The following is a 20905-nucleotide window of genomic DNA, read 5'->3' as shown; positions in this document are numbered from 1 at the left end:
ATGCGGGCCTTGTGCTTTGTGCAGGAGCCGTAGGCCATGGAAGTCAGCAAGACCAAGAGCAGTTTCTACCGCCGCCTCTACGTGGCCTGGCTGATCGACAGCGGCGCCGCGGCCAGCGTGCCGGCCCTCATGGAGGCCACCGGCATGCCCCGGCGCACCGCGCAGGACACCCTGGCTGCACTCGGCGAGCTGGATATCCTCTGCGACTTCGTGCAGCACGACGGCGAGCGCAACAACGCCGGCCACTACGTGATCCGCGAGTGGGGCCCGATCGATCGCACCTGGGTCGCCGGGCATCTGGCACAGATCAAGGCGCTGCTAGGCTATCCCTGAAACAATTGCCCGGAGCTGCTAAGGGGGAGGCGGCATGAATCCGCAATTGCTCTGGGTCCTGGGTCTGTTGGGCGGCGCGGTGCTGCTGTTCGCCCTCAACAAGCCACGCATGGACGCCGTGGCACTGCTGGCCCTGGTCGCCCTGCCACTCACCGGCGTGCTCGACATCCAGCAGACCCTGGACGGCTTCAGCGATCCCAACCTGGTGCTGATCGCCGCGCTGTTCGTGGTCGGCGAGGGCCTGGTACGCACCGGCATCGCCTATCGCCTGGGTGACTGGCTGGCGGCTCGCGCCGGCAACAGCGAGACGCGCCTGATCGTGCTGCTGATGCTGGCGGTGGCCGGGCTCGGCTCGGTGATGAGCTCCACCGGCGTAGTCGCCATCTTCATCCCCGTGGTGCTCAGCGTGGCCGCACGCCTGCGCCTGTCGCCGGCACGCCTGATGATGCCGCTGGCCTTCGCCGGCCTTATCAGCGGCATGCTCACCCTGGTCGCCACCCCGCCCAACCTGGTGGTCCACGCCGACCTGCGCCGCCACGGCCTGGAAGGCTTCGGCTTCTTCGCCCCGACCCTGATCGGCCTGCCCATCCTTGTTCTGGGTATCGGCTACATGCTGCTGGTGCGGCGCTGGCTGCTGCGGGAAGAAGGCGACGACATCAGCCGTCCGGCACGCCCGACCCTGGCCGAATTGGCCCGCGATTACCGCCTGAGCGAGCGCGAACGCCGCCTGCGTGTGCGGGCCGACTCACCCCTGGTCGGCCAGGTGCTCGACGAACTGCAGCTGCGCCAGGAGCACGGCATCAACGTGATCGCAGTGGAGCGCGAACGGCAGTTCCGCACCCTGCTGCTGATGGCCACCGGCAGCACCCAGCTACACGCAGGCGACTTCCTGCTGGTGGACCTGGCCAGCCCGGCCATCGGCCTGCTCGGCGCCTACCAGGCACTCGGCCTGGAACCCGTGCCACTGCCCGCCTCCTACTACGGCCGCCACTCGCACCAGCTGGGGCTAGCCGAAGTGGTGCTGCCGCCCGAGTCGCAACTGGCGGGCAAGACCATCCAGGAGATCGCCCTGCGCAGCAGCCATCACCTCAACCTGGTCGGCCTGCGTCGCCAGGGCAAGGCGATGGAAGGCGTGCTGGTGGATGAGAAACTGCGCGCCGCCGACACCCTGCTGGTGGCTGGCGACTGGAAGTACATCCATCGCCTGCAGCAGCAGACGCGCAACTTCGTCGTGCTCGGCCTGCCGGTGGAGGTGGACGAAGTGGCGCCAGCGATCAGCAAGGCGCCCCATGCCCTGCTAAGCCTGGCGCTGATGATCGGCCTGATGGTCAGCGGCGTGGTGCCCAACGTGCTGGCGGCGCTGATCGGCTGCCTGCTGATGGGCGCCTTCCGCTGCATCGACCTGGACAGCGCCTACCGCGCCATCCACTGGCCGACGCTGATCCTCATCGCCGGCATGCTGCCGTTCGCCCAGGCCCTGCAGCAGACCGGCGGCGTCGACCTGGCGGTCAGCGGCCTGGTCGGCCTGCTCGGCAATGCCGGGCCCTACGCCATCCTCGCCTGCCTGTTCAGCCTCACCGCAGTGATCGGCCTGTTCGTCTCCAACACCGCCACCGCCGTGCTGATGGCGCCGGTGGCCATCGCTACCGCGCAGAGCCTGGGCATGGCGCCACAGCCGTTTGCCATGATCGTCGCCCTGGCGGCATCGGCGGCCTTCATGACCCCGGTGTCCTCGCCGGTCAACACCCTGGTGATGACGCCCGGGCGCTACCGCTTCGGCGACTTCGTGCGCATCGGCGTGCCGTTCACCGTGCTGGTGATGCTGGTCAGCGTGTTCCTCGTGCCCTGGTTCTTCCCCCTCACCCCGAAATAACTTGTACAAGAAACGAAACTTGTACAACTACACCTCAGCGTATTTACTTGTACAAGTCATCAGTCTTGTACAAGTCAGTAGCCGGAGGTGCATATGGCGGATCGTCTCAAGCTCGGCATCAGCGCCTGCCTGCTGGGCGAACCGGTGCGTTACAACGGCGGCCACAAGCGCTCCTCGCTCTGTACCGAGGTGCTCGCCGAACACTTCGAGCTGATCCCGCTGTGCCCGGAAATGGCCATCGGCCTGGGCACTCCGCGACCATCGCTGCGCCTGGTTGGCAGCGCCCAGGCGCCACGCGCCCTGCTGGCCGAGGAGCAGCGCGACCTGAGTGATGCGCTGCGCGGCCAGGCCACGCAGGTGGCGGACGATCTCTGCGGCTATGTGCTGATGCAGAAGTCACCCTCCTGCGGCCTGCACCGGGTCAAGGTCTACGACAGTGCCGGCCATATCACCGGCCAGGGTGGCCGCGGCCTGTTCGCCGCCGCCCTGCACGCACGCTTCCCCGACCTGCCGCTGGAAGAGGAAGGCCGCCTGCACGACCCGGTGCTGCGCGAGAACTTCCTCAACCGCGTGTTCGTCTACGGCCGCTGGCAGCGCCTGCTGGCCGGCGGCCTTACCCGCCAGGGGCTAATCGACTTCCATGCCCGCCACAAGTACCTGCTGATGGCCACTCATCCCCAACAGCAGAAGCTGCTCGGCCGCCTGCTCGGCGACCTCGGCCGGCAGGACCTGGCCGAACTCGCCCCGCGCTACTTCAGCCAGCTCATGCTTGCCCTCGGCCGCCACGCCAGCCGCGGCAACCACTGCAACGTGCTGCTGCACCTGAGCGGCTACCTGCGCCAGCGCATCGGCAACGCCGAACGCGCCGAGCTGCAGCAACTGATCGAACAGTACCGCGCCGGAGTCATCCCGCTGATCGTGCCGCTGACCCTGCTGCGCCACCATTTCAACCGCCATCCGGATGCCTATGTAGCGCGCCAGGACTACCTGAGCCCCTACCCGGATGCACTCAGCCTGAGGAATGCGATTTGAGCGACACCCCACTCGACTACCAGAGCGCCCTGGCCCTGGGCTACCTGCCCATCCGCGAGGTGGCGCGCAGCACCGGGGTCAACCCGGTGACGCTGCGCGCCTGGGAGCGCCGCTACGGCCTGGTGGTTCCGCACCGCACCGCCAAGGGCCACCGCCTGTATGCCCCGGAGCAGATCGAGCGCATCCAGCAGGTGCTGACTTGGCTCAACCGCGGCGTCGCGGTCGGCCAGGTGCGCGAGCTGCTGGAACAGAATGTGGCGCCGGAAACCGTGATCAGCGGCGTGTGGGACGAACTGCGCCAGGCCATGCTGAACAGCGTGGCGCGCCAGGCCGAACGCAGCCTGGACGAGGCCTTCAACCGCGCCCAGGCGCTCTACCCGCCGAGCGTGCTGTGCGCCCAGCTGTTGTTGCCGCTGCTGGAGGAACTGGACCGTCGCTGGCGCGAGCTGCCGTTTGGTGCGCGCCTGGAGCAGGTGTTCTTCCACTCCTGGCTGCGCAGCAAGCTCGGCGCCCGCCTGTACCACGACAACCGCCAGCAGCCCGGCGCGCCGCTGCTGCTGGTCAGCCAATCGGCGCTGGAGCTGGAGCCCGGCCTGTGGCTGTGCGCCTGGCTGTTCAATAGCGCCGGCTGCCAGGTGCAGGTGCTGGACTGGGCGGTGCCGCTCAATGAACTGGTGCAGGCGGTGGACCACATCGCCCCGCGCGCCCTGCTGCTGTATTCCAGCCAGGCCCTGGCGGCGCCGCTGCGCCATCAGCTACCGCGCCTGCTCGACGCCTGTGCCATCCCCCTGCTGCTGGCCGGCCCGGCCGCCAGCATTCACGCCGACGAGCTGAGCCTGATCCACGGCCTGCACCTGGCTGCCGACCCGCTGCTGGCCGAACAGCACCTGCGCGAGCTGGGCCTGCTGGAGGAAGCGCCATGCGCCAGCTGATCTGGCTGCGCAGCGACCTGCGCAGCGCTGACAACAGCGCCCTGCATGCCGCCATGGCTGCCGGCCCGACCCTGGCCGTGTACCTGCTCAGCCCCGAGCAGTGGCGCGAGCACGACGATGCGCCGTGCAAGGTCGACTTCTGGCTGCGCAACCTGGCCGAGCTACAGCAGCAACTGGCGCGCCTCAACGTGCCGCTGCTGGTCCGCAGCGCGCCGCACTGGCGCGATGCGCCTGCAGTGCTGCTCGAGCTGTGCCGCCAACAGCAGATCGGCGCCGTGCACTTCAACGACGAATACGGTCTCAACGAACAGGCCCGCGACCGCGCCGTGAGCCAGACATTGGCGAACGCGGACATCGCCTGCCACGGCCATCTGGACCAGCTGCTGTTCCGCCCGGGCAGCCTGCTGACCAAGTCCGGCGGCTATTTCCAGGTGTTCAGCCAGTTCCGCAAGCTGTGCTACCAGCGCCTGCACAGCGCCCTGCCACCTATGCTCGGCACGCCTGGCGCCCAGGCGCCACTGCCGGTGGCGAGCGATCCGCTGCCCAGCGCCGTGCCTGGCTTCGAGCCACCGCCACGCAGCCTGAGCGAGCTGTGGCCGGCCGGCGAGGACGCCGCCAGCGCGCGCCTTGCTGACTTCGTCGACGAGCGTATGGGCTGGTACCAGCAGCGCCGCGACCTGCCAGGCGTGGACGGCACCAGCCAGGTCTCGGCCTATCTGGCCGCCGGCGTGCTGTCGCCGCGCCAGTGCCTGCACGCGGCGCTGCGCAACAACTACGGCGAGTTCGAGAGCGGCAACCCCGGCGCCGTCACCTGGATCAACGAGCTGCTTTGGCGCGAGTTCTACAAACACATCCTGGTCGGCTATCCGCGCGTCTCGCGCCATCGCGCCTTCCGCCTGGAGACCGAGGCGCTGCCCTGGCGCCAGGTCCCGGACGAGCTGGCTGCCTGGCAACAGGGCCGTACCGGCATCCCGCTGGTCGATGCGGCGATGCGCCAACTGCTGGCCACCGGCTGGATGCACAACCGCCTGCGCATGGTGGTGGCGATGTACCTGACCAAGAACCTGCTGATCGATTGGAGAGAAGGAGAACGCTGGTTTATGCGCCACCTGATCGACGGCGACCTGGCCGCCAACAATGGCGGCTGGCAGTGGAGCGCCTCCACCGGCACCGACGCGGCGCCCTACTTCCGCATCTTCAACCCGATCAGCCAGTCGCAGAAGTTCGACCCGGACGGCCGTTTCATCCGCCGCTGGCTGCCGGAACTGGCGCACCTGGACGACCGTGACATCCACAACCCGGCGGCGCTCGGCGGCCTGTTCGGCGCGGCGAATTATCCACAGCCGATAGTCGACCTGTCCGCCTCGCGCGCACGTGCCCTGCAGGCCTTCAAGAGCCTGCCCAAGCTGGAGGCGGAGCATGTCTGACTTCCTGCGCCGCTTCGCCGCCGACTTCGCCACGCTCGATGCCGGCAACCTGCACCGACTCGGCGCGCTGTACGCCGAGGACATCCGCTTCCGCGACCCGCTGCACGAGATCCATGGCCTGCCGGCGCTGCACGACTACTTCGCCGAGCTGTACGCCAACGTGCGCGAGGTGCAGTTCGATATCCACGGCCATGACCAGGTCGGCGATGGCGAGGGCTACCTGCGCTGGACCATGAGCTACCGCCACCCACGCCTGCGCGGCGGCGCGCTGATCCGCGTCGACGGCTGCTCGCACCTGCTGTGGTGGGACAAGGTCTATCAGCACCGCGACTACTTCGACGCCGGCGCCCTGCTCTACGAGCACCTACCGCTGATGGGCGGCGTCATTGCCTGGCTCAAGCGGAGGCTGGCGTGAGCCGGCGCATCTGGCTGACCGGCGCCAGCAGCGGCATCGGCGCTGCACTGGCCGAGGAGCTGCTGCGCCAGGGCCACCGCCTGGCCCTCAGCGCGCGCCGGGCGGGCCCGCTGCAGGCGCTGGCCACGCGCTTCCCCGAACAGGTGCTGCTCGCCCCCGGCGACCTCACCGACGCCGAGCAGGTGCGTGCAATCGGCGCGCGCATTACCGAGCACTGGGGCGCGCTGGACCAGGCCATTCTCAACGCCGGCACCTGCGAGTACGTCGAGGTGCGGGACTTCCAGGCGGCCATGGTCGAGCGTGTGCTGCGCAGCAATCTTTTGTCCGCCGCCTACTGCATCGAGGCCGCTTTGCCGCTGCTGCGCGCCGGGCGCCAGCCGCATCTGGTGGCGATGGGCAGCGCCGTGACCCTGTGGCCGCTGCCGCGCGCCGAGGCCTACGGTGCATCCAAGGCGGCGCTGCGCTACCTGTGCGAGTCGCTGCGCATCGACCTGGCCGGCGAAGGCATCGCCGTCACCCTGGTCAGCCCCGGCTTCGTCGACACCCCGCTGACGCAGAAGAATGATTTCCCCATGCCGTTGCGCTGGCCGGTGGACAAGGCCGCCCGGCATATCGCCAGCCGGCTTCCCGCGCGGCCCTATGAGATCGCCTTCCCAACCCTATTCATCACCGGCCTGCGCCTGCTCGCCCTGCTGCCCAAGGGCCTGCAGTTGGCACTGGGCAAACGCCTCGCCCGCGCGGAACCACGCCCATGAAGATCGCCATCATCGGCAGCGGCATCGCCGGCCTGACCTGCGCCCACCTGCTGCACCAGCGTCACGAGCTGACGGTGTTCGAGGCCGGCAGCTGGATCGGCGGCCACACCCACACGGTGGACGTCGAAGTCGACGGCGAGCAGCACGCCATCGACACCGGCTTCATCGTCTTCAACGACTGGACCTACCCCAACTTCATCCGCCTGCTGGAACGCCTCGGCGTGGCCTCGCAGCCCACCGAGATGAGCTTCTCGGTCAACGACCCGGCGAGCGGCCTGGAGTACAACGGCAACAACCTCAACAGCCTGTTCGCCCAGCGCCGCAACCTGCTGTCGCCGGCCTTCCACGGCATGCTGCGCGACATCCTGCGCTTCAACCGCGAAGCGCAGTTCGACCTCGCCGAGCAGCGCATCGGCAACGAGCTGACCCTCGGCACCTACCTGCAGCGCTGCGGCTACGGGCGGCGTTTCGTCGAGCACTACATAGTGCCGATGGGCGCGGCGATCTGGTCGATGTCGCCAGAGCAGATGCTCGACTTCCCGCTGCAGTTCTTCCTGCGCTTCTTCAAGAACCACGGCCTGCTCTCGGTCAACGACCGCCCGCAGTGGCGCGTGGTCGCCGGTGGTTCGCGCAGCTACGTGGCGCCACTGACCGCCGGCTTCGCCGAACGCATCCGCCTGAACTGCCCGGTGTACAAGGTCGAGCGCGACGCCGAGAGCGTCAGCCTGATCAGCAGCGCCGGCCAGGAGCGGTTCGACAAGGTCATCTTCGCCTGCCACAGCAACCAGGCCCTGGCCCTGCTGGCGCGCCCCAGCCTGGTCGAGCGCGCCATCCTCGGCGACCTGCGCTACGCCGAGAACGAGGTGGTGCTGCACACCGACACCCGCCTGCTGCCTTCGCGCCGCCTGGCCTGGGCCAGCTGGAACTACCGCCTGGGCGGCCCGGCCGAGCAGCCGGCGTCCGTCACCTACAACATGAACATCCTGCAGGGCATCCGCAGCGCCAGCACCTTCTGCGTCAGCCTCAACCAGAGCGCGGCCATCGACCCGGCCCGCGTGCTCGGCCGCTACCGCTACGCCCACCCGCAGTACAGCCTCGCCGGTCTGGCCGCTCAAGCGCGCTGGGCCGAACTGCACGGCCAGCAGCACAGCTACTTCTGCGGCGCCTATTGGGCCAACGGTTTCCACGAGGACGGTGTGGCCAGCGCGCTGCGAGTGGCCGAAGCCTTCGGGGAACGCCTGTGAACAGCGCGCTGTACCAGGGCTGGGTGCAGCACCGGCGCCTGCTGCCGCGCGCCCACGCCTTCCGCTACCGCATCGGCCTGCTCTACCTGGACCTGGCTGAGCAGGACGCCGTGCTCGGCCTGTCAGCGCTGTGCGGCCGCTCGCGCTGGGCGCCGCTGGCGTTTCGTGAAAGCGACTTCCTGCCGCAGTTCACCGGCCAGGGCATGCGCCTGAGCGAGGCCGTGCGCCAGTGCGTCGGCGAAGCCCTCGGCCAGGCGCCGCGCGGACGTATCTGCCTGCTCTGCCAGCCGCGCAGCTGGGGCCTGGCGTTCAACCCGGCGAGCTTCTTCTACTGCTTCGACGAACAGGAGCGGCTGGTGGCGATCCTCTGCGAGGTGAGCAACACACCCTGGCGCGAGCGCTACCGCTACGTGCTGCCGACCCACGCCGAGGGCGAGTCGCACCAGCGCGTGGCCAAGAGTTTTCATGTCTCGCCGTTCCTGCCGCGCGAGCTGGAGTACCGCATGCGCTACAGCCCGCCCGACGCGCGCCTGCACCTGCACATCGAGAACTGGCAGGGCGCAGACAAGCTGTTCGACGCCAGCCTAGGCCTGCGCCGCATCGAGCTGAGCGCCAGCAGCCTGCTGCGCCACCTGCTGGCCTTCCCCTGGATGACCGCCAGCACCCTGCTCGGCATCCACTGGCAGGCCCTGCGCCTGCTGCTCAAGCGCCTACCGATCTTCGACCACCGCCCCGCCGACGGCGAACAACGCAACGGCCAACTGGAGCCCCGCCATGAAGAGTCCTGAACTGAGTTCGACCAAGACTGGCGTGCGCGCCGGTAGCGGCCTGGGCGCCGGACTGCTGCGCGGCTTGGTGCTGCGCCAGCTGTCCGGCCTGCGCCATGGCCGGCTGACGCTGCTGGAGAACGGCGAGCGCCTGGAGTTCGGCGAGCCGGGCGCCATGCCGCACGGCGAGATCGAGGTGCTCGACCCGGCGGTGTGGTCGCTGGTGGCCGGCAACGGCTCGATCGGCTCCGGCGAGGCCTATGTCCACGGCTACTGGCGCAGCCCCGACCTGACCGCGGTGATCCGCGTGTTCGTCGCCAACCTCGACCTGCTCGACGCCATGGAGCGCGGCCTCGCCCAGCTCTTCGGCCGTCCGCTGATGCAGGCGCTGCACTGGCTCAACCGCAATACCCGCAGCGGCTCGCGGCGCAACATCGCTGCCCATTACGACCTGGGCAACGAGCTGTTCGAACGCCTGCTCGACCCGACCATGATGTATTCGGCGGCCATGTTCGAAAGTGCCGATAGCAGTCTGGAGCAGGCCCAGCTGCACAAGCTCGAGCGCATCTGCCAGAAGCTCGAACTCAAGCCCGACGACCACCTGCTGGAAATCGGCACCGGCTGGGGCGGCATGGCGCTGTACGCGGCCAGCCACTACGGCTGCCGGGTGACCACCACGACCCTGTCGCAACAGCAGTACGACTACACCAGCCGGCGCATCGCCGAGCAGGGCCTGCAGGATCGCATCACCCTGTTGCTGCAGGACTACCGCGACCTCGACGGGCGCTACGACAAGCTGGTGTCGATCGAGATGATCGAGGCGGTCGGCCATCGCTTCCTGCCCCAGTACTTCCGCCAGTGCGCCGCGCTGCTCAAGGACGACGGGCTGATGTTGCTGCAGGCCATCACCATCCGCGACCAGCGCTACGCGCAGGCATGCCGCTCGGTGGACTTCATCCAGCGCTACATCTTCCCCGGCGGCGCCCTGCCCTCGGTGCAGAAGATGCTGCAGGTGGTCACCGCCGAGACCGACCTCAACCTGCACCACATGGAAGACTTCGGCCTGCACTACGCGCGCACCCTGCGCCTGTGGCACGACAACCTGCGCGGCGCCCGCCACGAGCTGGAGCAGCTGGGCTACGACGACTACTTCTACCGCCTGTGGGAGTTCTACCTGTGCTACTGCGAGGGCGGCTTCCTCGAGCGCGGCATCGGCACGGCGCAGCTGCTGCTGGCCAAGGCCGCCGCGCGGCCGGCACCGCTGCTCGGACGCCTGCGCGCCTGAACGGCCGCCTGCTGCTCAACGCCGGGCTGTTCCAGCTCGGCTGGTGGGCCTGCGTGCTGAGCCCGCAACATCCCTGGCTGCTGGCACTGGCCCCGCTCATCCTGGCCTCCCACCTGATCTGGCTGGCGCAGCCTGGCGAGTGGCGCGGCGTGCTCGCCGTGACCCTACTGGGCACGGTGCTGGACGCTCTGCTCGCCAGCCTGGGCCTGTTCGATTTCAGCCTGCCGCCACTCTGGCTGATCCTGCTCTGGCCCCTGCTGGCCTGCACCTTGAGCCACAGCCTGGCCTGGAGCGCCCATCCGCGCTGGCGCGCCGCCCTGCTCGGCGCCCTGGCCGCGCCGCCGGCCTATATCGCCGGCGCGAGCCTGGCCGGCGTCGGCCTGCCACTGGGCGTGCCGCTCACCTGGCTGCTGCTCGCCGCGCTGTGGGCCGGCGTGCTGCCCCTGTGCCAGCGCCTGATGGCCAACTGAACCTCGTTCAGCTGCGGTTCAGCCAGGGTTCAGGAGGCGTTCAGCCCTCCCTGCTTAGTCTGTGTCCATCGCAACTTTCACCGAGGAACAGACCATGAAACGCTTCCCGACCCTGCTGCTGAGCGCTGCCCTGAGCTCGACCCTGCTGCTCACCGGCTGCGCCTCCAACCTCAATGGCAGTACCTACTCGCGGGCCGACGCCCGCGCCGTGCAGACGGTACGCATGGGCACCATTGAGTCCCTGCGCCCGGTACAGATCGAAGGCGCTCGCACACCGATCGGTGCCCTCGCCGGCACCGTGGTCGGTGGTGTCGCCGGCAGCGGCATCGGTGGCGGCCGTGGCAGCACCATCGCCACCGTGCTCGGCGGTGTCGCCGGCGGCATGGCCGGTGCGGCGGTGGAGGAAGGCATCACCCGCAGCCAGGGTGTCGAAATCACCGTGCGCGAGGACAACGGCGGCATGCGCGCCTACGTGCAGGAAGTCGACCCGGCCCAGCAGTTCCGCATCGGCGACCGCGTGCGCATCACCACGGTAAACGGCAGCAGCCGCGTGGTGCTCTGAGGAGGGCAAGTTCATGAAGACTCTCTGGCTTGCCGCGGCGCTGCTGGCCTGCGGCGCCGCCCTGGCGGACGACGGCGACTACTGGTACCTGCAGACCAGTGTGTACACCACGCACTGGTCGCACGACCCGATCCACAACAACCACCAGGACCTGATCGGTGTGGAGCGGCACCAGGCCGACGGCGAATTCGCCGGCATCGCCACCTTCCGCAACTCCTACCGCCAGCGCACCCAGTACGCCTATGTCGGCAAGCGTTTCGACGCCGACAGCCTGCCGGTCTACCTGAAGGTCTCGGCCGGGGCGATCCAGGGCTACCGTGGCGAATACCGCGACAAGATCCCGCTCAACCGCTACGGCGTGGCCCCGGCGATCATCCCGTCGCTGGGCCTGCAGATGGGCCCGGCCAGCGCCGAGGCGGTGTTCTTCGGCAACGCCGGCGCCATGCTCAACATCGGCACGCGCATCTGAACGAGGGCGCGCCGGCTGCCGGTCAGCCCGCGCCCCGGTCGACGCCCATCTGCCGTACACTGCGCGCCCATGCCGAACTCCTCCCACATCCCCCACGTCCAGATGCCCACAGAGGCGGCCATCAGCTGCTCCAACTGCGCCGCCTGCTGCTGCCAGCTGGAAGTCATGCTGATCACCGACACCGGCGTGCCGCAGCGCTTCATCGAGACCGATAGCTGGGGCGGCGAAGTGATGAAGCGCCTCGACGATGGCTGGTGCGCCGCGCTCGACCGCGACAGCATGCTGTGCAGCATCTACGAGCAGCGCCCACTGATCTGCCGGGAGTTCGAGATGCGCTCAGCGGAGTGCCAGGACGAGCGCCGCGGGATGGCCGCGATCTACCGCTGAGCGCCGCCAGGCAAATCGCAGACATGAAAAAGCCGGACACTAGGTCCGGCTTTTTTTGCGCCAGCCTCTTAGAAACTGGTGCGGTAATGCAGGGTGTAGGCCTCGACGCCGTCGTTGGGATCCTTGATCCCGGCGTTGGAGTAATGCACCGCGCGGATACCGATCTCCTGGCCGGAGAAGCGCACGCCGGCGCCGATGCGGTCTTCGAACTGGAAGGACGAGCCCAGGTCGTTGTCTTCCAGGTCGGTGTCGGCGAACAGCGCCACGCCGATGCCAGCCTCGATATAGGGCTGCACGCTCTCACCGGAGAATTCGTAGACGAACACCGGGGAGAAGGAAACGCTGTGGTTGCTGGAGGCCTCGTCACCATCCCAGTAGGTGTAGCCGGCGTCCCAGTAGCCGGTCAGGCGGCCAACGCTGGTCTGCCACCAGCTTTGATCCCAGTCCCATTGCGCGCCGAGGCGGTAGACCATGGTGGACTCACCGGTCTGGCCGACGGCGGCGGAGAAATCGACGGCTTGGGCGGAGAGGCTCGCCAGGCCGAGAGCAAGTACGGTCGCCTGAGCAATTATCTTCTTCATGTAACCTTCCTGTTACCGAGAGGGATGAACGCTTATCGCGTTGCAGTATAGAAACTTTTTTTATTAGAGGAACATGTAACCGCAATGAAACAGTCGCTGCGGTTCAGACAAAGAGCGGCTGCACTCGGGCGAGTTCAAACATTAATTTCGGCAGCACGCGCTCCATTGCCTGCGGGTCGCCGCTGGACCAGTAGCGGGTCTCCTGCACCGGCCCTTGGGCGCGCAGGCCGTGCTGGTCGAGCAGCGCTTGCAGCTGCTTCGCCACGGCTGCGCCGGTGTCCACCAGGCGCACCGTTTCCGGCACCAGCTCGCGCAGCAGCGGCTTGATGAAAGGGTAGTGGGTGCAGCCGAGGATCAGCGTGTCGCAGCCCTCCTCCAGCAGCGGCTTCACCCAGCCGCGCAGCAGCTCGCGGGTGTGCGGGCTGTCCAGCTCGCCGGCCTCGACCTGCTCCACCAGCCCCGGGCAGGGCTGGGTCACCACGCGGATATCGTTGGCGAAGCGATCCAGCAGCGCGGCGAACTTGGCGCTCTTCAGCGTGCCGGTGGTGGCCAGCACGCCGACCACGCCGCTGCGGGTAGCCGCCGCGGCCGGCTTCACCGCCGGTTCCATGCCGACGATGGGCAGCTCGGGGTAGCGCGCGCGCAGGTCGGCGACGGCTGCGGCAGTCGCGGTGTTGCAGGCCAGCACCAGCGCCTTGGCGCCCTGCTCGCGGAGATACTCGGCAATGCGCTGGCTGCGCTCACGAATGAACTCCGCACTCTTCTCGCCGTAGGGCACATGACCGCTGTCGGCGACGTAGAGCAGCGACTCCTCGGGCAGGCGCGCACGAATCTCGCGCAGCACCGAGAGCCCGCCGACGCCGGAGTCGAACACGCCGATCGGCGCCTGGCTCAAGGCCGCCCTCCGCACACGCTGCAACCCGGATCGCGCTTGACCCGCAGCTCGCGGAAGCGCGAGCCCAGGGCATCGATCAGCAGCAGGCGGCCCACCAGCGGCTCGCCGAAACCGGCCAGCAGCTTGAGCGCTTCCAGCGCCTGCAGGCTGCCGACCAGGCCCACCAGCGGGCCGACCACGCCGGCTTCGCTGCAGGTCAGCTCGGCCTCGCTACCGTGGCCGTACAGGCAGTGGTAGCAGGGGCTGGCCGCGTTGCGCGGGTCGAACACCGCGAGCTGGCCCTCCAGGCGAATCGCCGCGCCGGACACCAGCGGTTTGCCGGCGACCACGCAGGCGGCGTTGACCGCCTCGCGGGTGGTGAAGTTGTCGCTGCAGTCCAGCACCAGGTCCACGGCGGACACGGCGGCGGCCAGCGAGTCCTCGTCCAGCGCCGCGCGATGCGGCACCAGCTTGATCTGCGCATTGATGGCGGACAGGCGGGCCATGGCCGAGTCGACCTTGGCCACGCCCACCTGGGTGGCATCGTGAATGATCTGCCGCTGCAGATTGGTCAGGTCGACGCTATCGAAGTCGGCCAGATGCAGCTCGCCGACACCGGCGGCGGCCAGGTACAGCGCCACCGGCGAACCCAGGCCGCCGAGACCGATGATCAGCACGCGGCTCTGCTTGAGCTGCAGCTGCCCGGCTACATCGATCTGCGGCAGGAGGATCTGCCGGCTGTAGCGCAGGAGTTCGTCGTCGCTCAGTTCCACACTCATGCGGTCCACTGCCCCAAGGAAATACGTTGGTGGCCGCCCAGGTCGCGACGGCTCTCCACGGCGCTGAAGCCGGTGGCGCCGAGCAACGCGCGCACGGTTTCGGCCTGATCATAACCATGTTCCAGAAGCAGCCAGCCGCCGGTCTCGAGATGCTGCGGCGCCTGCGCGACGATCTGGCGGATATCGTCCAGGCCATCGGCGCCGGCCACCAGCGCGCTCATCGGCTCGAAGCGCACGTCGCCCTCGCCCAGGTGGCGGTCATCTGCAGCGATATAAGGCGGGTTGCTGAGGATCATCCCGAAGCGCTCGCCAGCCAGGACATCGAACCAGCTGCTCTGGCGAAACTCGGCGTTGCCCAGTTTGAGACGCTGGCGATTGCGCTCGGCCAGCTCGACAGCATCCAAGATGCGATCGACACCGGTCACTTTCCAGCCGCCGCGCTCACTGGCAAGGGCGAGGGCAATGGCGCCGGTGCCGGTGCCCAGGTCGAGTACCCGCAGCGGTGTGGCCGGTGCCAGCTGCAGCGCGGTCTCCACCAGCAGCTCGGTGTCGGGACGGGGAATCAGGGTATGCGGTGCCACTTCCAGGTCCAGGCTCCAGAAGCCCTGGTGGCCGAGGATATAGGCCACCGGCTCGCCCGCGCGGCGGCGTTCGAGCAGGGCGGCGAAGGCGCTCAGCTGCTCGGCGCTCGGCTCATGCTCGGGCCAGGTGCGCAGGTAGCTGCGCGGCTTGCCGAGGGCAAAGGCCAACAGCAGTTCGGCGTCCAGACGCGCCGTCGGCGAGTCCGGCAGCACAGCCTGGTTCAGCAGCTCGGCGAGGCTCGGCATGGATCAGTCGCCCAGGGCAGCCAGCTGGTCGGCCTGGTATTCCTGCAGCAGCGGCTCGATCACCTGCTCCACCGCGCCGCCGATCACTTCGTTCAGCGAGTACAGGGTCAGGTTGATGCGGTGGTCAGTGACCCGGCCCTGCGGGAAGTTGTAGGTGCGGATGCGCTCGGAACGGTCGCCGGAGCCCACCAGCAGCTTGCGCGTGTCGGAGATCTCCTTGTGCGCGGCGGCGTCCTGCTGGTCCTGCAGCTTGGCCGCCAGCCAGGCCATGGCCTTGGCGCGGTTCTTGTGCTGCGAACGCTCTTCCTGGCACTCGACCACCATGCCGGACGGAATGTGGGTGATGCGGATAGCCGAGTCGGTCTTGTTCACGTGCTGACCGCCGGCGCCCGAAGCGCGGTAGGTGTCAACGCGCAGGTCGGCCGGGTTGATCTCGATGGCCATCTGCTCGTCCGGCTCCGGCAGCACGGCGACGGTGCAGGCGGAGGTGTGGACGCGGCCTTGGGACTCGGTCTCCGGCACGCGCTGTACGCGGTGGGCGCCGGACTCGAACTTGAGCTTGGCGTAGACGTTGTCGCCTTCTACGCGGCTGATGACCTCTTTATAGCCACCGTGCTCACCGATGTTCTCGGAGAGGATCTCGACTCGCCAGCCCTGGCGCTCGGCGTAGCGCGAGTACATGCGGAACAGGTCGCCGGAGAAGATCGCCGCCTCGTCGCCGCCGGTACCGGCGCGGATTTCCAGGAACACGTTGCGGCCGTCGTTGGGGTCCTTGGGCAGCAGCATGCGCTGCAGGCGATCCTCCAGACCGACCAGCGTCTCCTTGGCCTGGGCGACTTCCTCCTCGGCCATCTCGCGCATTTCCGGGTCGCCGTCCTTGAGCAGCGCCTGGGCGCCCTCGAGGTCAGCCTGGGTCTTGCGGAACTCGAGGTAGGCGCCGATCACCGGCTCGACCTCGGCGTACTCCTTGGAGTAGGCGCGGAAGCGCGTCTGGTCGCTGATCACCTCGGCATCGCCGAGCAGCGCGGTGAGCTCCTCGAAGCGGTCGTGGAGGATGTCGAGTTTCTTCAGCAGGGAGGCTTTCATGTCTTGCTCGGGCCCTCGTCGAGGGCAAACAGTTCCTGGGCCACGGCCAGCGCTTCGTAGCGACCGTCGGCGGAGATTTTCTTCAGCTGCACGCTGGGTGCATGCAGCAGTTTGTTGGTCAGGCCGCGGGCCAACTGGGCCAGCACGTCCTCGGCACTGCTGCCGTTGGCGAGCATGCGCTGGGCCTTGCTCAGCTCCTCGTCACGCAGGCGCTCGGCCTGCTGGCGATAGGCGCGCAGCACGTCCACCGCGGCCAGCTCGCGCAGGCGCTGCATGAACTCGTCGGCACCGCTGGCAACCAGCTCCTCGGCAGCCTGGGCCGCGCCCTGGCGACTCTTGAGGTTTTCCTCGATGACTTCGTGCAGGTCGTCGACGGTATACAGGTAGACGTCATCCAGCTCGCCCACTTCCGGCTCGATATCGCGCGGCACAGCGATGTCGACCATGAACATGGGCTTGTGCTTGCGCTGCTTGAGCGCGCGCTCCACCGCACCCTTGCCGAGGATCGGCAGCTGGCTGGCGGTGGAACTGATGACGATGTCGCTGTGCGCCAGCTCCTGCGGGATGTCGGCCAGCAGCACGGCGTGCGCGCCGAACTGTTCGGCCAGCTGGCTGGCGCGCTCCAGGGTACGGTTGGCGACCACGATGCGCTTCACGCCCTGGTCATGCAGGTGGCGGGCGACCAGGCTGATGGTCTCGCCGGCGCCGATCAGCAGGGCCTGGCTGCGGTGCAGGTCGGCGAAGATCTGCTTGGCCAGGCTGACGGCGGCGAAGGCCACCGACACCGGGTTCTCGCCGATGGCGGTGTCGGTGCGTACGGTCTTGGCGGTGCTGAAGGTGGCCTGGAACAGCCGGCCGAGCAGCGGGCCGACGGTGCCGGCCTCGCGCGCCACAGCGTAGGCGGACTTCATCTGGCCGAGGATTTGCGGTTCGCCGAGGATCATCGAGTCGAGCCCGGAGGCCACACGCATCATGTGGCGCACCGCGTCGTTGTCCTGGTGCACATAGGCGCAGGCACGCAGGTCATCGAGGCTCAGGCGGTGGTAATCGGCCAGCCAGCGCAGCACCTCGTCGGCGGACAGCTGGTCCTGCTCCAGATACAGCTCGCTGCGGTTGCAGGTGGAGAGGATCGCCGCCTCGCGGCTCGGCGTGACACGACACAGCTGCTGCAACGCCTCGACCAGCTGCTCGGGGGTGAAAGCCACGCGTTCGCGGACGTCCACCGAGGCGGTCTTGTGGTTGATGCCGAGGGCGAGAAAGGCCATGCAGGGTCGCTAGGGGAATTCGAGATAGCGGGCGATTGTCCTACGTCACCCGAGGGAGAACAACTGTTGCGACAAATTGACCCGATAGACAAACACCGCCACGCACCACCCCGCAAAAGCCCGGTAGCGCGGTGGGCTTGCGCCCGCCGCTTGTGTCATGATGCAGCCACGCCACGGACCGCACCCTTCCTTATGAATAAATCCCTCGCGTTGCTGACTGCTTCCCTCCTGCTCGCCGGCTGCCAGAGCCTGGCGCCCACGCCGGACGGCACCCCGCCGGTGGAAGACTCCGCGGCCAGCAACGTCCCGGCACCGCCCAAGCAGTACGCCTCGTTCAGCGAGGAGACTCTGTACGCCCTGCTCTCCGCCGAGCTGGCCGGCCAGCGCAATCGCTTCGACATCGCCCTCGGTAACTACGTGCAGCAGGCCAATGCCACCCAGGACCCGGCCGTCGCCGAGCGCGCCTTCCGCATCGCCGAGTACCTGGGCGCCGAACAGGCAGCCCTGGATACCGCGCTGATCTGGTCGAAGAACGCCGCCGACAGCGTCGACGCCCAGCGCGCCGCCGCCGTGCAGCTGGCCCGCGCCGGCCGCTACGACGAAGCCATGGAATATATGGAGAAGGTCCTGCAGCGCCAGGGCGATACCCATTTCGACTTCCTCGCCCTGTCCGCCGCCGAGACCGACCCCGACACCCGCGCCGGCCTGCTGCAGAGCTTCGATCGCCTGCTGCAGAAGTACCCGGAAAACGGCCAGCTGCTGTTCGGCAAGGCCCTGCTGCTGCATCAGGACGGTCGCGCCGAGGAAGCCCTGGAGCTGCTCGAGGCACACGACGCCAGCCAGGAGGAGATTCCGCCTCTGTTGCTGCGCGCACGCCTGCTGCAAGGCCTCGATCGTGGCAAGGAAGCGCTGCCGCTGCTGGAAAAGGGCATCGAGAAACACCCCGAGGACAAGCGCCTGCGCCTGGCTTACGCCCGCCAGCTGGTCGAGCTCAAGCGCCTGGACGAAGCCAAGAGCGAGTTCGCCGGGCTGGTCCAGCGCTTCCCCGATGATGACGACCTGCGCTACTCGCTGGCCCTGGTCTGCCTGGAGGCCGAGGCCTGGGACGAGGCCTCCGTCTACCTGGAAGAACTGGTGGCGCGTAACGCCCATGCCGACGCGGCCCACTTCAACCTGGGACGCATCTATGAACAGCGCGGCGACCAGGAAAGCGCGCTGATCGAGTACGGCTTGGTCGGCCCCGGTGACGACTTCCTGCCCGCCCAGGTCCGCCAGACCGAAATCCTCTTCGAGCAGGATCGCGCCGCCGAGGCCGGCAACCGCCTGACTCGCAGCCGCGAGAGCCAGCCGGACTACGCGATCCAGCTGTACCTGATCGAGTCCGAGGCCCTGGCCAACCGCCAGCGCCACGACGAAGCCTGGCAAGTCATCAGCCAGGCGCTGGAGCAGTTCCCCGGCGACACCAACCTGCTTTACACCCGCGCCATGCTCGCCGAGAAACGCGGCGACCTGGCCGGCCTGGAGCGCGACCTGCGCGGCATCATCGAACGCGAGCCGGACAACGCCACGGCGCTGAACGCCCTCGGCTACACCCTGGCCGACCGCACCACGCGCTACGAAGAAGCCAGGGCCCTGATCGAGCGCGCCTACCAGCTCAATCCGGACGACGCCGCCACCCTCGACAGCCTGGGCTGGATCAACTACCGCCTGGGCAACCTGGACGAGGCCGAGCGCTACCTGCGTGCGGCCCTGGCCAAGTACCCCGACCACGAGGTCGCCGCCCACCTGGGCGAAGTGCTCTGGGCCCAGGGCAAGCAACGCGAGGCCCGCAAGGTCTGGTCCGCCGCCCTCGAGGCCGAACCCGACAGCCCCATCCTGCGCGCCACCATCCAGCGCCTGACCGGTTCCGAGAAGCTCTGACCCATGTTCCGCCACGTCATCGTTTTCAGCCTGATCGCCCTCCTCGCCGGCTGCGCCGGCCTCACCAGCCGTGAATCCGTCGAGGGCCAGGGCGACCCGCAGCAGTGGCAGGCGCACAAGGCCCAGGTCAGCGCCCTGGACGGCTGGCAGATCAGCGGCAAGGTCGGCATCCGCGCGCCCAAGGACTCAGGCAGCGGCACGCTGTTCTGGCTGCAGCGCCAGGACTACTACGATATTCGCCTGTCCGGCCCGCTCGGCCGTGGCGCCGCACGCCTGACCGGGCGCGAAGGCAACGTGCTGCTGGAAGTGGCCAACCAGGGCCGCTACCAGGCCGAGTCGCCCGAGGCCCTGCTCGAAGAACAGCTGGGCTGGCGCCTACCGGTCTCCCACCTGTTCTGGTGGGTGCGCGGCCTGCCCGCCCCCGACAGCAAGAGCCGCGTGACACTCGACAGCGACAGCCACCTGGCGCGCCTGGAGCAAGACGGCTGGCAGCTGCAGTACCTGAGCTACATCGAGCAGAACGGCTACCGCCTGCCCGAGCGCATCAAGCTGCACGGCACCGACCTCGACATCACCCTGGTGATCAAGGACTGGCAGCCGCGCCAGCTCGGCCAGTAATCCACCTCATCGAGGCGACGCTAACGGTGTCGCCGGCAAGACGCTCGCCATGACCGCCACATCGATTCCCGCACGCGCCGAGCTGGTACTGCCCGCCCCGGCCAAGCTCAACCTGATGCTGCATATCCTTGGCCGCCGCGCCGATGGCTATCACCAGTTGCAGACCCTGTTCCAGTTCCTCGACCACGGTGACGAACTGGGCTTCGCCTTGCGCAAGGATGGCGAGATTCGCCTGCACACCGAGGTGGCCGGCGTGCCGCATGACGCCAACCTGATCGTGCGCGCCGCACGCCGCCTGCAGCAGGAGTCCGGCACCACGCTCGGCGCCGACATCTGGCTGGACAAGCGCCTGCCCATGGGCGGCGGCATCGGCGGCGGCAGCTCGGATGCGGCGACCACCCTGGTCGGCCTCGATCATCTCTGGCAGACCAACCTGGGCGAGGATCGCCTGGCCGCACTAGGCCTGTCGCTGGGCGCCGATGTGCCGGTGTTCGTGCGCGGCCGCGCCGCCTTCGCCGAGGGCGTGGGCGAAGAACTGCAGCCGGTCACCCTTGCCGAGCCCTGGTTCCTGGTCGCCATCCCGCAGGTCAGCATCAGCACCGCGGAAGTTTTTGCCGACCCCGAGTTGACACGTGATACCCCCGCCATTACAGTTCGCAGCCTTCCCGAGGGGGGCGGTCGTAATGACTGCCAACCAGTTGTCGAGAAGCGCTACCCAGAAGTTCGTAACGCTTTGATAACGCTCAACAAATTTGTTGCAGCAAAGATGACTGGAACCGGAGCTTGTGTGTTTGGGAGCTTCCCAAACCTGGCCGATGCTGATAAAGTCTCGCGCCAACTTCCGGCCACCCTGCCGAGCTTCATCGCTCGCGGCTGCAACAGGTCTCCTTTGCACCGCCAGCTAGAAACGGCAACTCGGAAGTGAATGCGGGACTAGATACAGGGGCGTCGCCAAGCGGTAAGGCAGCAGGTTTTGATCCTGCCATGCGTTGGTTCGAATCCAG

At 68.1% G+C, this 20905-nt stretch carries 23 protein-coding genes; 17 read left to right on the top strand and 6 right to left on the bottom strand.

What is annotated here, in order from left to right:
* The first annotated feature begins 36 nt into the window (after positions 1-36).
* From PTT45_RS02810 to PTT45_RS02745, 14 genes are all read left to right on the top strand, one after another.
* A complete protein-coding gene (locus PTT45_RS02810) occupies positions 37-333 on the top strand; it encodes a winged helix-turn-helix domain-containing protein (RefSeq protein ID WP_273811424.1) in 297 nt (98 codons plus the stop codon).
* 34 nt (positions 334-367) lie between these two features.
* Entirely contained in the window at positions 368-2206 is a 1839-nt protein-coding gene (locus tag PTT45_RS02805; RefSeq protein WP_273811423.1) for an SLC13 family permease, read from the top strand.
* A 93-nt stretch (positions 2207-2299) separates the two neighbouring features.
* Positions 2300-3238, top strand: a complete 939-nt coding sequence (locus tag PTT45_RS02800; RefSeq protein ID WP_273811422.1) for a DUF523 and DUF1722 domain-containing protein — start codon at positions 2300-2302, stop codon at positions 3236-3238.
* Positions 3235-4170 carry a MerR family transcriptional regulator gene (locus PTT45_RS02795; RefSeq protein WP_273811421.1) on the top strand — a complete coding sequence of 312 codons (936 nt, stop codon included), beginning with the start codon at positions 3235-3237 and terminating at the stop codon, positions 4168-4170. The genes PTT45_RS02800 and PTT45_RS02795 overlap by 4 nt, the downstream gene beginning before the upstream one ends.
* The gene (gene phrB / locus PTT45_RS02790; protein ID WP_273811420.1) at positions 4158-5597 is read left to right on the top strand and encodes a deoxyribodipyrimidine photo-lyase; all 1440 of its coding nucleotides are present in this window, start codon (positions 4158-4160) and stop codon (positions 5595-5597) included. The genes PTT45_RS02795 and phrB overlap by 13 nt, the downstream gene beginning before the upstream one ends.
* The gene (locus PTT45_RS02785) at positions 5590-6012 is read left to right on the top strand and encodes a nuclear transport factor 2 family protein (protein ID WP_273811419.1); all 423 of its coding nucleotides are present in this window, start codon (positions 5590-5592) and stop codon (positions 6010-6012) included. The genes phrB and PTT45_RS02785 overlap by 8 nt, the downstream gene beginning before the upstream one ends.
* A complete protein-coding gene (locus tag PTT45_RS02780; protein WP_273811418.1) occupies positions 6009-6767 on the top strand; it encodes an SDR family NAD(P)-dependent oxidoreductase in 759 nt (252 codons plus the stop codon). Before PTT45_RS02785 ends, PTT45_RS02780 begins: the two co-directional genes overlap by 4 nt.
* Positions 6764-8011 carry an NAD(P)/FAD-dependent oxidoreductase gene (locus PTT45_RS02775; protein WP_273811417.1) on the top strand — a complete coding sequence of 416 codons (1248 nt, stop codon included), beginning with the start codon at positions 6764-6766 and terminating at the stop codon, positions 8009-8011. The genes PTT45_RS02780 and PTT45_RS02775 overlap by 4 nt, the downstream gene beginning before the upstream one ends.
* On the top strand, positions 8008-8799 hold the full coding sequence (locus PTT45_RS02770; RefSeq protein ID WP_273811416.1) for a DUF1365 domain-containing protein: 792 nt from the start codon (positions 8008-8010) through the stop codon (positions 8797-8799). Before PTT45_RS02775 ends, PTT45_RS02770 begins: the two co-directional genes overlap by 4 nt.
* Positions 8786-10063 carry a class I SAM-dependent methyltransferase gene (locus tag PTT45_RS02765; RefSeq protein WP_273811415.1) on the top strand — a complete coding sequence of 426 codons (1278 nt, stop codon included), beginning with the start codon at positions 8786-8788 and terminating at the stop codon, positions 10061-10063. Before PTT45_RS02770 ends, PTT45_RS02765 begins: the two co-directional genes overlap by 14 nt.
* Entirely contained in the window at positions 10060-10533 is a 474-nt protein-coding gene (locus tag PTT45_RS02760; protein WP_273811772.1) for a DUF2878 family protein, read from the top strand. Before PTT45_RS02765 ends, PTT45_RS02760 begins: the two co-directional genes overlap by 4 nt.
* Before the next feature lie 94 nt (positions 10534-10627).
* Entirely contained in the window at positions 10628-11095 is a 468-nt protein-coding gene (locus tag PTT45_RS02755) for a glycine zipper 2TM domain-containing protein (RefSeq protein ID WP_273811414.1), read from the top strand.
* A gap of 13 nt (positions 11096-11108) precedes the next feature.
* Entirely contained in the window at positions 11109-11564 is a 456-nt protein-coding gene (locus PTT45_RS02750; RefSeq protein ID WP_273811413.1) for a sn-glycerol-3-phosphate transporter, read from the top strand.
* Between the two features lie 69 nt (positions 11565-11633).
* A complete protein-coding gene (locus PTT45_RS02745) occupies positions 11634-11951 on the top strand; it encodes a YkgJ family cysteine cluster protein (RefSeq protein ID WP_273811412.1) in 318 nt (105 codons plus the stop codon).
* 68 nt (positions 11952-12019) lie between these two features.
* On the opposite strand, the gene PTT45_RS02740 is transcribed toward PTT45_RS02745, so the two are convergent.
* The 6 genes from PTT45_RS02740 to hemA all read right to left on the bottom strand — a co-directional run bounded on the left by PTT45_RS02740 (position 12020) and on the right by hemA (position 17363).
* A complete protein-coding gene (locus PTT45_RS02740) occupies positions 12020-12532 on the bottom strand; it encodes an acyloxyacyl hydrolase (protein WP_273811411.1) in 513 nt (170 codons plus the stop codon).
* 103 nt (positions 12533-12635) lie between these two features.
* Positions 12636-13427, bottom strand: a complete 792-nt coding sequence (gene murI, locus PTT45_RS02735; RefSeq protein WP_273811410.1) for a glutamate racemase — start codon at positions 13425-13427, stop codon at positions 12636-12638.
* On the bottom strand, positions 13424-14185 hold the full coding sequence (locus PTT45_RS02730; RefSeq protein ID WP_273811409.1) for a molybdopterin-synthase adenylyltransferase MoeB: 762 nt from the start codon (positions 14183-14185) through the stop codon (positions 13424-13426). Before PTT45_RS02730 ends, murI begins: the two co-directional genes overlap by 4 nt.
* Positions 14182-15012 (bottom strand): peptide chain release factor N(5)-glutamine methyltransferase, encoded by an 831-nt coding sequence (prmC, locus tag PTT45_RS02725; protein WP_273811408.1) that lies wholly within the window; start codon positions 15010-15012, stop codon positions 14182-14184. The genes PTT45_RS02730 and prmC overlap by 4 nt, the downstream gene beginning before the upstream one ends.
* Positions 15013-15015: 3 nt before the next feature.
* Entirely contained in the window at positions 15016-16098 is a 1083-nt protein-coding gene (gene prfA / locus PTT45_RS02720; RefSeq protein WP_273811407.1) for a peptide chain release factor 1, read from the bottom strand.
* The gene (gene hemA / locus PTT45_RS02715) at positions 16095-17363 is read right to left on the bottom strand and encodes a glutamyl-tRNA reductase (RefSeq protein WP_273811406.1); all 1269 of its coding nucleotides are present in this window, start codon (positions 17361-17363) and stop codon (positions 16095-16097) included. The genes prfA and hemA overlap by 4 nt, the downstream gene beginning before the upstream one ends.
* Before the next feature lie 192 nt (positions 17364-17555).
* On the opposite strand from hemA, the gene PTT45_RS02710 reads away from it, so the two are divergent.
* Genes PTT45_RS02710 through ispE form a run of 3 tightly spaced genes read left to right on the top strand, consistent with a single transcriptional unit; the run spans position 17556 to position 20826 of the window.
* Positions 17556-19283 (top strand): tetratricopeptide repeat protein, encoded by a 1728-nt coding sequence (locus PTT45_RS02710; protein WP_273811405.1) that lies wholly within the window; start codon positions 17556-17558, stop codon positions 19281-19283.
* A 3-nt stretch (positions 19284-19286) separates the two neighbouring features.
* Positions 19287-19901, top strand: a complete 615-nt coding sequence (lolB, locus tag PTT45_RS02705) for a lipoprotein insertase outer membrane protein LolB (protein ID WP_273811404.1) — start codon at positions 19287-19289, stop codon at positions 19899-19901.
* 49 nt (positions 19902-19950) lie between these two features.
* Complete coding sequence (gene ispE, locus PTT45_RS02700) at positions 19951-20826, top strand: 4-(cytidine 5'-diphospho)-2-C-methyl-D-erythritol kinase (protein ID WP_273811403.1); 876 nt, start codon at positions 19951-19953, stop codon at positions 20824-20826.
* Positions 20827-20905 lie beyond the last annotated feature (79 nt).

Origin of the sequence: Pseudomonas sp. Gutcm_11s (assembly GCF_028649395.1) — a bacterium.
GTDB lineage: Bacteria > Pseudomonadota > Gammaproteobacteria > Pseudomonadales > Pseudomonadaceae > Aquipseudomonas.
This window is presented reverse-complemented; position numbering and strand designations above follow the sequence as displayed.